This window comes from Pararhodobacter sp. SW119, assembly GCF_017811755.1.
GTDB lineage: Bacteria > Pseudomonadota > Alphaproteobacteria > Rhodobacterales > Rhodobacteraceae > Pararhodobacter.
Genome location: NZ_JADDJF010000007.1, coordinates 70,525 through 85,097, shown reverse-complemented (window position 1 = coordinate 85,097; position 14,573 = coordinate 70,525). Strand labels below are relative to the sequence as shown.

At 68.9% G+C, this 14,573-nt stretch carries 13 protein-coding genes; 2 read left to right on the top strand and 11 right to left on the bottom strand.

All coding sequences use genetic code 11. From position 1 onward, the window contains the following. Positions 1-61: 61 nt before the first annotated feature. The 5 genes from IM708_RS06625 to IM708_RS06605 all read right to left on the bottom strand — a co-directional run bounded on the left by IM708_RS06625 (position 62) and on the right by IM708_RS06605 (position 6,257). Complete coding sequence (locus IM708_RS06625; protein WP_209425552.1) at positions 62-1,459, bottom strand: acyltransferase family protein; 1,398 nt, start codon at positions 1,457-1,459, stop codon at positions 62-64. Further along, entirely contained in the window at positions 1,456-2,352 is an 897-nt protein-coding gene (locus IM708_RS06620) for an alpha/beta hydrolase (RefSeq protein WP_209425551.1), read from the bottom strand. The genes IM708_RS06625 and IM708_RS06620 overlap by 4 nt, the downstream gene beginning before the upstream one ends. 68 nt (positions 2,353-2,420) lie before the next feature. Beyond that, the gene (locus tag IM708_RS06615; protein WP_209425550.1) at positions 2,421-3,035 is read right to left on the bottom strand and encodes a hypothetical protein; all 615 of its coding nucleotides are present in this window, start codon (positions 3,033-3,035) and stop codon (positions 2,421-2,423) included. Between the two features lie 56 nt (positions 3,036-3,091). Continuing rightward, entirely contained in the window at positions 3,092-5,896 is a 2,805-nt protein-coding gene (gene polA, locus IM708_RS06610; protein ID WP_209425549.1) for a DNA polymerase I, read from the bottom strand. Between the two features lie 151 nt (positions 5,897-6,047). Continuing rightward, positions 6,048-6,257 carry a zinc-finger domain-containing protein gene (locus IM708_RS06605; protein WP_209425548.1) on the bottom strand — a complete coding sequence of 70 codons (210 nt, stop codon included), beginning with the start codon at positions 6,255-6,257 and terminating at the stop codon, positions 6,048-6,050. A gap of 76 nt (positions 6,258-6,333) precedes the next feature. Between IM708_RS06605 and IM708_RS06600 the strand changes: the two genes are divergently transcribed. After that, positions 6,334-7,263 (top strand): ABC transporter ATP-binding protein, encoded by a 930-nt coding sequence (locus IM708_RS06600; protein ID WP_209425547.1) that lies wholly within the window; start codon positions 6,334-6,336, stop codon positions 7,261-7,263. Between the two features lie 197 nt (positions 7,264-7,460). Here the strand turns inward: IM708_RS06600 and IM708_RS06595 are convergent, their stop codons facing one another. From IM708_RS06595 to IM708_RS06570, 6 genes are all read right to left on the bottom strand, one after another. Continuing rightward, entirely contained in the window at positions 7,461-8,714 is a 1,254-nt protein-coding gene (locus IM708_RS06595) for a hypothetical protein (protein WP_209425546.1), read from the bottom strand. A 58-nt stretch (positions 8,715-8,772) separates the two neighbouring features. Continuing rightward, on the bottom strand, positions 8,773-9,258 hold the full coding sequence (locus IM708_RS06590) for a CoA-binding protein (protein ID WP_209425545.1): 486 nt from the start codon (positions 9,256-9,258) through the stop codon (positions 8,773-8,775). Positions 9,259-9,300: 42 nt separating this feature from the next. Next, the gene (gene pgl / locus IM708_RS06585) at positions 9,301-9,972 is read right to left on the bottom strand and encodes a 6-phosphogluconolactonase (protein WP_209425544.1); all 672 of its coding nucleotides are present in this window, start codon (positions 9,970-9,972) and stop codon (positions 9,301-9,303) included. Further along, positions 9,972-11,420: a glucose-6-phosphate dehydrogenase gene (zwf, locus tag IM708_RS06580; protein WP_209425543.1), complete on the bottom strand. Its 1,449-nt coding sequence runs from the start codon at positions 11,418-11,420 to the stop codon at positions 9,972-9,974. Before zwf ends, pgl begins: the two co-directional genes overlap by 1 nt. 272 nt (positions 11,421-11,692) lie before the next feature. Beyond that, a complete protein-coding gene (gene rlmB, locus IM708_RS06575) occupies positions 11,693-12,472 on the bottom strand; it encodes a 23S rRNA (guanosine(2251)-2'-O)-methyltransferase RlmB (RefSeq protein WP_209425542.1) in 780 nt (259 codons plus the stop codon). Between the two features lie 108 nt (positions 12,473-12,580). Then, positions 12,581-13,357: a class II aldolase and adducin N-terminal domain-containing protein gene (locus IM708_RS06570; protein WP_280859876.1), complete on the bottom strand. Its 777-nt coding sequence runs from the start codon at positions 13,355-13,357 to the stop codon at positions 12,581-12,583. Positions 13,358-13,558: 201 nt separating this feature from the next. Here IM708_RS06570 and IM708_RS06565 point away from each other — a divergent pair, with 201 nt between their 5' ends. Continuing rightward, a complete protein-coding gene (locus tag IM708_RS06565) occupies positions 13,559-14,530 on the top strand; it encodes a carbon-nitrogen hydrolase family protein (protein ID WP_209425541.1) in 972 nt (323 codons plus the stop codon). Positions 14,531-14,573: the final 43 nt, after the last annotated feature.

Sequence of the window (14,573 nt, the reverse complement as noted above, 5' to 3'; positions counted from 1 at the left end):
CGACTGCCGGTGATTCGGGGACGGCTAGATTGGGGGCGGGTGCAACCCGATGCCCTCGCGCTCAGTCTTCGGTGCGCCCGCGCATTCCGTCGAGCGCCCGAAGCCCCGCCGCGAAGAAGATCAGGAAGATAAGTCCCAAGGCCGGCGGCAGTTCGGCCACCCCCAGCCACAACAGTCCCGCCACCGCGGAAGCGACGAGCGCGATGCCGAGGAGCGTCGATCCCCAACCGCCGCCGTCCGCGCCCTTTGCCGCGCCACCGGCATCCTCGAACCGGCCGGCGGCCGCCACGCAGCCCGCCAGTGCCACCGCGAAGGCCAGCAGCAAAAGCGGCTGATGTGCCCACCAGCGGGCGCCGATCGTCTCGGCCAGCGGCAGCCAGGCCAGACGCACCGCCAGGTTGGTCACCACCACCATCGCCAATTGATGCCACAGGAAGAGAGTCATCATCCGTGATCCGGTCAGGGCGACCCCCGCCCAGACCAGCGGTCGCCGAAGCGCCCGGCGCAGCGGATGGCGCGCCAGCAGCGCCAGCCCGGTCTGAACCAGTGCCAGCGAAAAGAGCGCGATCGTCGGCGGCGCGGCGTTGTTGGGCAGCGTCGTGCCCTCGACCGGCACCATCGTCAGCGGCCAGCCTCCGACCCCGATCAGCAGGACCAGCGCGGCGGCGCCGGCCACGGCCATCCCCGCCTGACCGGCCGGGCGCACAGGCAGCCGGTCGTCGGCCCAGAGGTGCCCAAGCTGGTGGATCGCCACCCAGATCAGCAAGAAGTTCGGCAGCCCCAGCAGCGGCTGCGTTCCCACCACCGGGCCGATCCCGGCAAGCCGCGCGACATCGACCAGCGCCGCCACGACCACCGCCGTCGCGATGGCGGGCACACTCCAGCCGCGCTCGTGCAGGGCCAGCGTCGCCGGCGTCAGCGAGAGCACAGCCAGATAGGCCGCGACGAACCAGAGCGGGATCAGCGCCACGCCGGGGTCGATCAGCAGGGCGCGGGGGAACAGCAGGTCCGCCGCCAGCCAGGCCGGGACCACGACCAGCAGAAGTGGCAGGGTCGGGCGCAAGAGCCGCCGGGCCCGGCGTCGGATCCAGCCCACCGGCGCCACGCCGTCGGCCCGCGCGCGCCGCCAGCTGCCTGCATTGAGCGCGCCGCCAACCATGAAGATCAGCGGCATGACCTGCCAGATCAGCGTCGCCGATTGCCAGGACGGCCGCAGTTCCAGAAGATAGCCCGCTTCCGGCGCACCCCCCGGCGCCACGACGACGCGGACGATCCAGTGACCGAAGATCACCATCAGGATCGCCGCCACGCGCAGGAAATCGAGGTAGCGGTCCCGATCGGCCCCGGTCTGCGCCTCGACGCGCGCCGCAAGACCGCCAAGCCCGCCGCCCCCGGAACGCCCTTCCGGCGCGGGCTTCACCATCGGCCCGGTGGCAGAAGGGCGCGCGTGCCGGGTCATCCGCCCTTGCGGAAATGCGGCAGGAAGGCGGCGAGTACCGCCTGGGGGTTTTCCTCCATCGCGAAATGGCCCGAGACGCAGGAGCCATCGGTGACCTGCCGCGCCCACCGGCGCCAGGTCCCGGCGGGATCGCCGGTGCGCGCCGGAAAGCCGCCGTCCGACCAGAGGAAATGCAGCGGCGCGGCGATGGTCAGCCCGGCGGCGCGGTCTTCGGCGTCCTGGCGGCGGTCCACGGTGGCGCCGGCGCGGTAGTCGGCGCACATCGCGGTCAGCCGCGCCGGATCGGCCGCCTGCGCGCGGTAGGAGGCGAGCGCGACGCTTGAGAAGGGCGCGAGGGACTTTTCGCGCGTCCAGCCCTTCAGCGTGTGGTCGATCCAGGCGCCCGGGTCGGCGCCGATCAGGCGTTCGGGCATCGGCGCCGGCTGCGCGAGGAAGGTCCAATGATAGAGCGCCATCGCCAATTCGGCGCCGAAGGCGTCCCAGTACTCGACCGTCGGCAGGATCTCGATCAGGCCGAGACGCGCCACCCGCTCGGGGTGATCCAGCGCCAGGCGGTAGGCGACGCGCGCGCCCCGGTCGTGGCCCAGCACATGCGCCCGCTCGATCCCCAGGGCGGCCATCAGCCCGGTGATATCCTCGGCCATGCGGCGCTTGGAATAGGTGCGATGCCCGGCATCGTCGGGGGGCGCGTCGGACTCGCCGTAGCCACGCAGGTCGGGGACGATGACGTGGAAATGCTCGGCAAGGGCGGGCGCGACGTTTTCCCAGCAGCGATGGTTCTGCGGAAACCCGTGCAGCAGGATCAGCGGCGCGCCCTGCCCGGCGCGGTGCACACTCAGCCGCACCTCGCCGGTGTCGATCTTCGCCTCGGTGAACCCCGCCAGGTCCGACATTACCCCTCCCGTCGCCCGTCGCAGCGGACCGATCCTGCGCGCGCCGCACCGCGAAGGCAAGCCCCGCGTCAGGCGGCAAGCTCGTTCTGCAACATGCTTTCGACCCGGCGCCGGTCGGCACGGCTGCGCAATTGGCGCGCGACCAGCGTGGTGGGCGCCACGCTGTAGCCTTTGCCCGATCTTTCGCGGACGAAATCGCGCGTGGCGCCGACCAGGGCCGAGGCATGGCTGGACGCTGCGACGACGGTGACGCGCAGGCGGTCGACCGCCTCGGGGGAGGTGCCCGGGGCGACTTGCTGCAGTGTCCGCTGGGCAAGGTCGTGAAAGCTGCCGATGTCGAGGAAATCGCCGCTTTTCAACGGCCCCTGCGAGGTGCGACGAAGCGGATCGTCGAAGGTTTCCATGTCGAGTTCCTCGCGGTCGGTGACGCGGGCCTCGCAGACTTCGCCGTCGATGGTCAGTTCGGCGATCACCGACAGGATGTAGATCGGCTCGCTCCCCATGTTCGAGACGATGCATCGGGCGCGGTCGTCATCGCTGGCCCCGCGATGGATCAGGATCACGGTCTCCTGCTGACGGCGGTAGCTGCTGAGGATGAGGTGCAGGTAAAGCAGCCAGATACCGGCGTTGAGAACGCCCACGCCAACCTGCAGCACGGCGCTGTGCTCCGCGATCCAAGACATCTCCACCCCCTCTGGCCTTCAGGGTAGAACGCGGGGGGGCGGTGCGGGTTCCGGCGTCAGTGCGCCTCGGCCCAGTGCGCGCCGGTGCCGGCATCGACGACAAGCGGCACGTCGAGCGCCACCGCGGGGGCCGCCGCCCCCTCCATCACCGCGCGCACGCGGGCAATGGTCTCGTCCACGGCCGCGGCCTCGACCTCGAAGACCAGCTCGTCATGGACCTGCAGCAGCATGGTCGCCGGCAAGCCCGCGATCGCGGCGGGGATGCGGACCATGGCGCGGCGGATGATGTCGGCGGCCGTGCCCTGGATCGGCGCGTTGATCGCGCCTCGACGGGCGAATCCCGCGCCCGGCCCCTTGGCGTTGATCTCGGGCGTGTGGACCTTGCGGCCGAAAAGCGTCTGGACGTAGCCATGCGCCTTGGCGAAGCCCACGGTCGCGTCCATGTAGGCGCGGATGCCGGGGAAGCGTTCGAAATAGGTGTCGATGAAGCTCTGCGCCTCGCTGCGCGGGATGCGCAGGTTGCGGGCCAGACCGAAGCCCGAAATCCCGTAGATCACGCCGAAGTTGATCGCCTTGGCGCGCCGGCGCACCTCGGGCGTCATATGGTCGAGCGGCACGCCGAACATCTCGGACGCGGTCATGGCGTGGATGTCCAGCCCGTCGGCGAAGGCCTGCTTCAGCGCGGCGATATCTGCGACATGGGCGAGGATGCGCAATTCGATCTGGCTGTAGTCGAGGCTGACCAGACGCATCCCCGGCCCGGCCACGAAAGCCTCGCGGATGCGGCGCCCTTCTTCGGTGCGGATGGGGATGTTCTGCAGGTTCGGATCGGTCGAGGCGAGGCGCCCGGTGTTCGCCCCGGTCTGCACATAGGAAGTATGCACGCGCCCGGTTTCGGGGTTGATGTGTTCCTGCAGCGCGTCGGTATAGGTCGATTTCAGTTTGGCGATCTGCCGCCAGTCGAGCACCCGCGCCGGCAGGTCGTGTTCGGTCGCCAGATCCTCCAGCACATCGGCGGGCGTCGACCAGGCGCCGGTCTTGCCCTTCGACCCGCCCGGCAGGGACATCTTGTCGAACAGGATCTCGCCCAGCTGCTTGGGGGAGCCTACGTTGAACTGCTCGCCGGCGAGGTCGTGGATCTCGTCCTCCAGCTGCGCCATCTTTTGGGCGAAGGCGTTGGACATGCGCGAAAGCGTCTCGCGATCGACCAGCACGCCCGCGCGTTCCATCGCCGCCAGCACCGGCACCAGCGGGCGCTCCAGCGTCTCGTAGACCGTCGTCACGCGCGCCCGGTGCAGGCGGGGTCGGAAGGTCTGCCAGAGGCGCAGCGTCACATCGGCATCCTCGGCGGCGTAGCGCGCAGCGTCAGTGATCGGCACGCGGTCGAAGGTCTTCATCGACTTGCCCGATCCGATCAGGTCCTTGATCGGGATGGGAATATGGCCCAGATACTGCTCGCTCAGCGTGTCCATGCCATGCCCGTGCAGCCCTGCGTGAAGCGCGTAGGACATGAGCATCGTGTCGTCGAAGGGCGCGACATTCACGCCGTGGCGCGCCAGGATCTTGGCGTCGTATTTCATGTTCTGCGCGATCTTCAGGATCGCGTCGTCTTCCAAGACGGGCCGCAGCGCATCGAGCACCTCCTCGCGCACCAGTTGCCCCTCGCTCAGCGCGTCCGAGCCGAAGAGATCGCCGTCGCCCTCGCGGTGCCCGACCGGCACATAGGCGGCCTGCCCAGGCGCAAGCGCCAGCGAGATGCCGACAAGTTCGGCCTTCATTTCATCCAGCGAGGTGGTTTCAGTGTCGAACGCCACAAAGCCCTGCTCGCGGATGCCCGCGATCCAGTCCTGCAGCACCGACATCTCGCGGATGCAGACGTAACCCGCGGGATCGAAGGGCGCGGCCTCGGGCGTGTCGGCATCTTCGGACGCGGGTTCCAAGGGGGCGGGCTCCGCGATGACCGGGGGCTCAGTGCCCAGCTTGTCGGCGACGCGGCGCGAGAGGGTGCGAAACTCCATCTGCGCCAGGAACCCCAGCAGCGGCTCGGCCTCGGGCTTGCGGATGGCGAGGTCGTCGAGCGTCACGTCGAGCGGCGTCTCGGGGTCCAGTTCCACCAGCCGGCGCGAGACGCGGATCTGCTCGGCATGCTCGATCAGGGTCTGGCGGCGCTTGGGTTGCTTGATCTCCTCGGCGCGGGCCAGCAGCGTTTCCAGATCGCCGAACTCGTTGATCAGCAGCGCCGCGGTCTTGATGCCGATGCCGGGCGCGCCGGGGATGTTGTCGACGCTGTCGCCGGCGAGCGCCTGCACATCCACCACCTTCTCGGGCGGGACGCCGAACTTCTCGATCACGCCGTCGCGGTCGATCAGCCGGTCCTTCATCGGATCGCGCATCAGGATGCCGTCACCGACCAGTTGCATCAGGTCCTTGTCGGACGAGATGATGGTGGCGCGCCCGCCCGCCGCCACCGCCCGCCGGGCCAGGGTCGCGATGATGTCGTCGGCCTCGTAGCCGTCGATCTCCAGGCAGGGGACGTTGAAGGCCCGCGTCGCCTCGCGGGTCAGCGGGAACTGTGGGCGCAGATCCTCGGGCGGCTCCGGCCGGTTGGCCTTGTAGGCGTCATAGATCGCATTGCGGAAGGTGGTGGCCGAGAAGTCGAAGACCACCGCCAGATGCGTCGGCGCGTCGTCGTTGGCGCGCGTCAGCTCGCTCCAGAGGATGTTGCAGAACCCCGCGACCGCCCCTACCGGCAGCCCGTCGGACTTGCGCGTCAGCGGCGGCAGGGCGTGGTAGGCGCGGAAGATATAGGCGGATCCGTCGATCAGATGCAGATGATCGCCCTTGCCGAAAGTCGTGCCCATCCCTGCCCCTTTCCGTGCCATCGGGCGGGTTATGCCAGCTTCATCGACCGGGGGCCAGACGGACCGGGGCCGCCGACAACGCGCAATGCCCGGTGCGCCGCGCGTCAGTCGTGCGACCGGGACCCGGCGCCAGGGCGGCCATTTGTCCGGATCAGGCGGCCTTGCCGGCGGCCTTCGCGGCCTCGGTGCCCTCGAGGATATAGCGCTTGTCGCAATAGCCGCAATCGACCCATCCGGCGTCCTCGGGGATCGATAGCCACACGCGGGGGTGTCCCAGCGCCCCGTCACCGCCATCGCAGGCGACGCGGGTCCGGGTCACGATCTCGGTCGCGGGGGCGGGATGGGCGGGTAGCGCAGTCATCTGGGCTTCCTTGTCACGGGCGGGCATTCGGCCTAAGCACGCGGGCATTGATACCAATTTGTCCGGCAGGAGCAAGATGAGCGAGAACGCCATCGAGATCGAAGGCCTGCGCAAGGTCTATGCGGGGACCGGCAAGGGCCCCGCCATGGAAGCGCTGAAAGACGTCGACCTGACCGTTCCGGCCGGGTCGATCTTCGGACTTCTGGGGCCGAACGGCGCGGGAAAGTCCACGCTTATCAACATCCTGGCGGGCCTTGTGGTGAAGACCGCGGGGCGCGTGCGGATCTGGGGGTTCGATCAGGACGCCAATCCCAGGCAGTCGCGGGCGGCGATCGGGGTGATGCCGCAGGAATTGAACATCGATCCTTTCTTCAGCGCCCGCGACTCGCTGGAGGTGCAGGCCGGGCTCTACGGTGTGCCCCGGCGCGAACGGCGCACGGCCGAGATCCTGCGCCTGATCGGGCTGGAGGACAAGGCCGATGCCCATGCCCGCACCCTCTCGGGCGGGATGCGGCGGCGGCTTCTGCTGGGCAAGGCGCTGGTGCACTGGCCGCAGGTGCTGGTGCTGGACGAGCCGACGGCGGGCGTGGACATCGAGCTGCGGCAGATGCTGTGGGAGAACGTGCGGCGGCTGAACGCGCAGGGCATGACGATCATCCTGACCACGCATTACCTTGAAGAAGCTCAGGAAATGTGTGACGAGATCGCGATCATCGACCATGGCGCGGTGATCGTGCGGGACACGACCGCGGCGATCCTAGGGCGAATGGATGGCAAGACGCTGCTGGTTCGCGCCGCCGGCGCGGTGGGGCCGCTGGACCTGCCCGAGGGCGTCACGCGCGAGGATCGGCTGGATGGGCTCATGGCCTTCACCTATCCGCGCAGCCGGGTGCAGGCGGGGCAGATCCTGGCCGCGCTGGACGCCGCAGGGGTGGAGATCCGCGACCTTTCGACCGCCGAGCCCGACCTGGAAGACGCCTTCCTGGCGCTGACCGGCACCCGCTGAACGCGTCGCCGCGAGGGCCGAAACGCCCGCCGGCAGGGTGCTGGCGGGCGTATGGCAAGCGGCTGGCAAGCGTATGGCAAACGTATGGCAGTTCCGAACGGTGCCGCAGGGATTTGGCAGGGTTTGCGCCACCCGAATTGGGAACTCCGCGTGGCGCTTTTCCGGCACGCGTGATCAACGCGGGCGTCGACGCTCTCTCAGGGGCTGTCGCGGGTGAACGTCGTATCGGCGAGCGCGCCACAGGACTCGTCGTCCGTTTGCGCCAGCTTGAATCCCGACGCGTCCGCCTCGATGGCGCAACGGATCGGAAATTCCACGCCCTCCAGGTCGCCGTCCGCCTCGTTGAGCGTGAGGATGCCCTCCGACAACTCGTACTCTCCGCTCGCACGGGCGCCGGTTCGGCGATTGAGCATCGTGTACATTCCGTCGGCGTCGAAGATGGCAGTGACCTGATCATGGGCGTAGCGCGTCCCGAAAGCGAGGCCCGACACTTCCTGGTCGGTGGCTGATCTTGCTGCCTGCTGCATCTCCGAAATCCGGCCCTCGAGTTCGGCGAGTTGCTCGCCGCGCTCGGCAAGCGCCAAGGTCAGCTCGACGACCATGTTCTGAGTCGCCTCCATGTGCGCCTCAGCGGCCTCGGTATCGGACGCGAGTTCGTCGCGCCGCTGGGTGAGCGTTTCGACCGTCGCGTCGAGGGTTTCGCGCGCGGCCTCAATCTCCTCCAGTTCCGCGCGGGCCGAAACCTTTTGCTGCTCGAGTTCCGCCTCGGCTAGCCGGGCGGCCTGAACCCGCTGCTCGGAATCGGTGGCTTCCCGCGTCAGGTCGGCCAGTTCGGCGGAAAGTTCGGCAAGGCGCGCCTGCAGTTCGGATTCGCGACCGCGGGCGTCTTCCAGCCGCGCGCCGACCTCGGCAAGTTCTTCCGAGGTCGCGGCGACCTCCTCGCGGGCGTCGGCGATGGTTGCGTCCAGTTCGGCCAGCACCTCATCGTCTTGCGCCCGCTCTGCCTCGAACGCTTCCTGCTCCGCGCGCATCTCCTCCACCTGGCTTTCCAGGTCGGCCATTTCCGCCTGTGCCTGCTCAAGACGCCCCCGCGTGGCTTCCAGTTCGTTCTGGGCTTCGTCCAGTTCGGCCGCGATACGCTCGCGCGTCTCTTCCTGCTGGCGTTGTTCCTGTTCTAGCGCGCTTGTCGCCGCGTCGCGTTGGGTCTGTGCGTCGGTCGTCTCGGCCTGCAGTTGTGCGATGCGTTGGTCGATCTCTTCGGCCGTGCCCACCATCTGGACTTGACGTGCCAGCTCGTTCTCCACCTGCGCCCGCGTGGTCCAGAAGTAGATGGCGAGCAGCCAGCCCAATACCGCCACCGTGACCACGGCAATACCGATGTAGCGGTAACGCTGTGTCTGCGATCCAACCTCTGCCATTCCAATCCCTCCATCTGGAAACTGCGCCGTCAATCATCAACACGTCCGGCCGGCGAACGGTTCCGGGCCCGCGGATGGCGGCCGGATGCGATCAGAGCTTAGAGGAGATGATGCCGGTGTTGAAGCCGCCCATGCGCAACTCGCCAAAGAGGCGCTGATACTCGATCTTCGGGCAGCGGTTCTGCACGAAATCTATCCCCCGGCTGGCCGACATGCGGAAGGCCGCGTCGCTTTCGATACCGATCTGCAGCCAGATGGTGCGCAGGTTCGGCAATGCCTCCAGCGCCTCCTCGACCACCGGGGGGACCTGCTCGGACCGGCGGAAGACGTCCAGCATGTCGGTCTCGGGCGGGCAGTCGGCGAGGCGCGCGCGCACGGTTTCGCCGAAAAGGGTCGTCCCGGCATGGCCCGGATTGACCGGGATCACGCGATAGCCCCGCAGGCGCAGGTAGCGCGCGACGTAATGGCTGGGCCGGATCGGGTCGGGCGAGACGCCGACGATGGCGATGCAATGCGCTCGTTTAAGGATCGCGCGCAGTTTTGCGTCGTCGGGCGGCTGGTAGCGGGGCTCTTCCATGTTCCTCCTTGCGGGGGTGCGCGTCGGCGCGGCGCGGGGCTTCTATTCCGCCCAGTGGATCTGCGCCTCGCCCAGCAGCGCGGCGACCGGCGCCTCGGCCGGGTCCAGATCCTCGGCGCGCTCAAGGGCTGCGCGCTTCTCGGCGCCGGTGATCACGATATGGATCGCGAAGGCCTCCTTCAGCACCGGCAGGGTCAGGGTCATGCGCGGCTCCGGCGCGGCGGCGGCGCGGATCGGCATCAGCGGCGGCGCGTCCGAGGCCAGCGCCGCGTCCAACCCCTCGGCGCCGGGAAAGAGCGAGGCGGTGTGCAGATCCGCCCCCATGCCCAGCAGCGCGACGTCGATGGGCAGAAGCGCGCCGACGGTCTCGCTCAGCGTCTCCAGCGCCTCCTCGGGCGTGCGGTCGGGCAGCCAGAGCGGGATCAGCCGCGCCGCCGCCGCCCGGCCCTGCAAGAGCCGGCGGCGCAGCAGGCCCGCGTTCGAGCGCGGGTCATCCTCGGGCACCCAACGCTCGTCGGACGGCAGCACGTCGATGCTGGCCCAGTCGAGGTCGATGTCGGAGAGGATGTCGAAGACCGGCCCCGGCGTGGTGCCGCCCGGCACGACGAAAAGCGCGCGCTCGCGCCGCGACAGCGCGCGGCGCAACTCGCTGGCCAGCCGGTCGGCCAGCGACAGGCACATCATCTCTTGGTCGGCGTATTCCTTCAGGTCCATCAGCGTATCTCCCGCCAGCGTCGTCCGTCCCGATGCATCAGCATCAGCGCGTCCTCGGGCCCCGAGGAGCCCGGATCGTAGGGGTGGGGCCGGTCGCCGCGCTCGGACCAGCCGGCGATCACCGGGTCGGTCCAGGCCCAGGCGGCCTCGACCTCGTCGCCGCGCATGAAGAGGGTCTGGTTGCCCCGGATCACGTCCATGATCAGCCGCTCGTAGGCATCGGGGATATGCACCCCCTCCCCCAGCGCCTCGGCAAACGACATGTCGAGCGCGACGTCTTTCAGACGCATGCCGCCCGGCCCCGGTTCCTTGATCATCACGCGCAGCGTCATGCCTTCGTCGGGCTGCAGGCGGATGACCAGCACGTTGGCGCGCCAGGGCGCTTCCTCGCCGAAGATGGAATGCGGCGGGTCGCGGAAGGTCACAGCGATTTCGGACGCCCGCGCCCGCAACCGCTTGCCGGTGCGCAGGTAGAAGGGCGTGCCCTTCCAGCGCCAGCTGGAGACCCCGACCTTGAGCGCGACATAGCTTTCGGTGCGCGTGCCCGGATTGCCCACCTCCTCGGCAAAGCCCTTGGCGCCGTTGCCCGCGCCGTACTGGCCGCGCACGATGTCGCCGGGCTGCACCGGGTCGAGGGCGCGAATGACCTTCAGCTTCTCGTCGCGCACGGCGTCGGGGTCGAAGCGGTGCGGCGGTTCCATCGCGATCAGGCAGAGAAGCTGCATCAGGTGGTTCTGCACCATGTCGCGCATCGCCCCGGCGTCGTCGTAGTAGCTGCCGCGCCCGTCCACGCCCACGGTTTCGGCGACGGTGATCTGCACGTGATCGACGAAGCGGGCGTTCCACAGGGGTTCGAACAGGATGTTGGCAAAGCGCACCGCCATCAGGTTCTGCACGGTTTCCTTGCCCAGATAATGATCGATCCGGTAGACCTGACCCTCGTCGAAATGCTGCGCCAGCATGGCGTTGAGCGCGCGGGCGCTGCCGAGGTCGTGGCCGAAGGGCTTTTCGACCACGACGCGGGTTTCGGGCCGGTTCAGGCCGTGCCGGTCCAGCCCGGCGGCCAGATCGGCAAAAAGCGCCGGCGCGACCGAGAAGTAATGCGCCTGCACCACGTCGTCGCGCAGTCGCCCCGCCAGCGTCTGCCAGCCCGCGGCGTCACCCGCGTCCAGCGCGACGTAGTCGAGCCGTTCGAGGAAGGCGGCCATGCTGGCGGGATCGGGCGGGACGCCGTCCAGATACTCGGCCAGCGCCTCGGCGGCGTGGGCGCGGAATTCGGCCGGCGACAGCGGGCTGCGCGCCGCGCCGATCACCCGCGCCTCGGGCGGCATCTGCCCGTCGGCGAAGCGGCGGAAAAGCGAGGGCAGGATCTTGCGCCGCGCCAGATCGCCGGTCGCGCCGAAGACGACCAGATCGAAGGGATCGACGGGAATGACGCGTGCAACCATGCGGGCCTCGATTGGCGGTCGGCGGGCAACCTGAGGCAGAGGGGTAGCGCCCGGATGCCGCCGGGTCCAGCTATTCGTGCGCGCGGCGGCGCGTGGCAAGCCACGGATGCACGGCCCCGCTCAATAAAAAAGCGCCCGGTAAAAACCGGGCGCAAAGGCAGGAACGAGGGACAGTGGAGGAAGCACGAATGTTCCGGTTCCGCGCTTCACACTGTGGATATGGGGACACGGTTTGCGAAAAAAAGGCCACTCTCGATAGTGTGATACATCTGTCAGTTGCGCGTCGCGGCGGCCGCATAAAGGGCGACGGCCGCGGCGTTCGAGACGTTGAGCGAGCCGAAGGCGCCGGTGGCGGGAATGCGCACCAGCGCGTCGCAGGTTGCGCGGGTCTTGTCGCGCATGCCCGGCCCCTCGGCCCCCAGCACCAGGCCCAGCGGGCGGCCGGTGGCGGCGGCGATGCCCTGCGCCAGCGTCTGCTCGGCCGCGCCGTCGAGGCCCAGCAGGATGTAGCCCATGTCCTGCAGGCGAGTCATCGCCTCGGACAGGTTGGTGACGCGCAGGTAGGGTTGGCGCTCCAACGCGCCCGAGGCGGTCTTGGCCAGCGCCCCGGTTTCGGGGGCCGCGTGGCGCGCGGGAGCGATGACCGCGCGCGCGCCGAACACCTCGGCCGAGCGTAGGACGGCGCCGACGTTGTGCGGATCACTCACCCGGTCCAGTAGCACGACGCAAGCATCGGGTCCCGCGGCGCAGAGGTCGTCCAGTGGGGGCCATTCCAGCGGCTTCACCTCCAGCGCCGCGCCCTGGTGGACCGAGCCGGGGTCGAGCGGCGCAGGGAACTGGCGCGCGTCGGCGATCTCGGGCTCGACCCCGGCCTGCGCGAGGGCGTCGCCCAGCCGGTCGGCGGCGTTGCGCGTGACGATCAGGCGCAGGCGTTCGCGCGCCGGGTTCAGCAGCGCGTCGCGCACCGCGTGCAGCCCGAACAGCCACACCGTCTCGGCCGCGGCCGCCCGGCGCGCGCGTTCCTTGTCGATCACCCAGGCGGGTTTCTTCACGGGCAAACCTCTCTGACCCCGGCGGCGGCGTGGCGTGTCATGCCTGCAACCGGCCCCATCTGGCGCAAATTCCGCAGTCCGGCAAGGGCGCGCAGAATGCGCGCCGCGTCAGGCGTCGAAATCCGCGCCCTCCTCGCGCAGGAGGGCCTTGATCTCGCGCAGGTGATCCTCGGCGAAGGCGGGATAGTCCTCCCATTCCTGCGCGGTCTTTTCGGCGACCGCATCGGGCAGCACGCGCAGCGGCCGGCCGGTCTGCAGCGCGCGCAGGTAGGTTTCGGCCGCGCGCTCGAAATAGTAGAGGCGGTTGAAGGTCTCGGCGACGGTCCGGCCGATGACCAGCAGACCGTGGTTGCCCATGACCATGGCGACGGTCTTCGGATCGGACAGGAGGCCGGCGCAACGCTCGCCCTCGGCCTCGAAGGCCATGCCCCCGTAGCCGTCGTCGATCACATGGCGGTCGTGGAACATCGCGCTGTTCTGGTCGATCGCCGGCATGCGCGAATCGGCCAGGCTGGCCAGGACAGTCGCAAACGGCGGGTGCAGGTGCATCACGCAGCGGGCATGCGGCAGGCGCCGGTGGATCGCGCCGTGCAGGCCCCAGGCGGTGGGATCGGGGGCGTCTGGGCGGTCCATCGTCGCCGGGTCCGTGGCGTCGATCTCCAGCAGATCAGCGGCGCGCATGCGGGCGAAATGGCGCCCGCGCGGGTTGATCAGCACCCGCCGCGCGGCCGGGTCGAGCGCGAGCGAGAAGTGGTTGGCGACCGCCTCGTGCAGGTTCAGGCGCGCGGCCCAGCGAAAGGCGGCGGCGAGGTCGGCGCGCATCCCGGCGACCGTGTCGGCAGCGGTTTCGGGGGGCGTCGGGGCGTCGGTGGCGGCAACGGACATGGCAGGCCTTTCAAGGTTTGCGCAAAGTCTAGGCAGCGACGGCGCGGCATGCAACGTCACGTCACGAACCATGGCATTCGCGCTACGGTTGTGCGCCCGCAGGGGGTCCGACCCTTGTATCTTCCGCCAGATTGCGCATATCAGGTGCCGCGCCGACTCTCGTATACCAAGCGTTGGCCAGAATAGTCAGGAGACTGCCCCATGACCCCCTTCGCCATTGCCGGTGTGCAGATGCATGTCAGCGCACTGAATTCGAATGTCGAAGGCATGCTGCAGCGGCTCGACATCCTGATGGCCCGCTTTCCCTGGACGCAGATGGTGTTGTTCAGCGAACTGGCGCCGTTCGGACCCTTGCCGCGCTATGCCCAACCTTTCCTGAACGACACGCTGGAGCGGTTCTGCACCGCCGCGCGTCATTACGGGATCTGGCTGATCCCCGGCTCGATGTTCGAGAAGGGAGCCGACGGCAAGATCTACAACACTTCGGCCGTGATCGACCCCACCGGCAACATCGTCACCAGCTACCGCAAGATGTTTCCCTTCCGCCCCTACGAGGCCGGGATCGATGGCGGCAACGAGTTCTGCATCTTCGACGTGCCGGGCGTCGGCCGGTTCGGCCTGTCGATCTGCTATGACATCTGGTTTCCCGAAACCACGCGGCAACTGACCAGCGCCGGGGTCGAGGTGTTGCTGCACCCGGTGCTGACCGGGACCACCGACCGCGACGCGGAACTGGCCATCACGCGCGCCACCGCCGTGCAGTTCCAGTGCTACGTCTTTTCGGTGAACGGGCTGGGCGCCGGCGGCGTCGGACGGTCCTGCGTGGTCGATCCCGCGTCGCACGTCCTGCACCAGTCGGCCGGTCAGGAGGATGTCTTTCCGATCGAGATCGACCTCGACATGGTCCGGCGCCAGCGCGAGACCGGCATGAAGGGCCTGGGCCAGGTCCTGAAGAGCTTCCGGGACAGGACGGTTGATTTTTCCGTCTACGACCGGAATAGTGGCTGGGATGAGTATCTGAATAGCCTGGGGCCGCTGGAAATACCGAAGCAGGGATCGCGCGCTGGACTGCATGTCGACCATACCGGGACGACGGCCACGCAGACCCGCCACGGGCACAACCTGCACATCCCGACCCCGGGCACAGCTCTGTCGAACGGCGGAGGGCACTGACCGTCACGCGGACGGCCCTGTCCCCGACCCGGCTTCGGCAGGA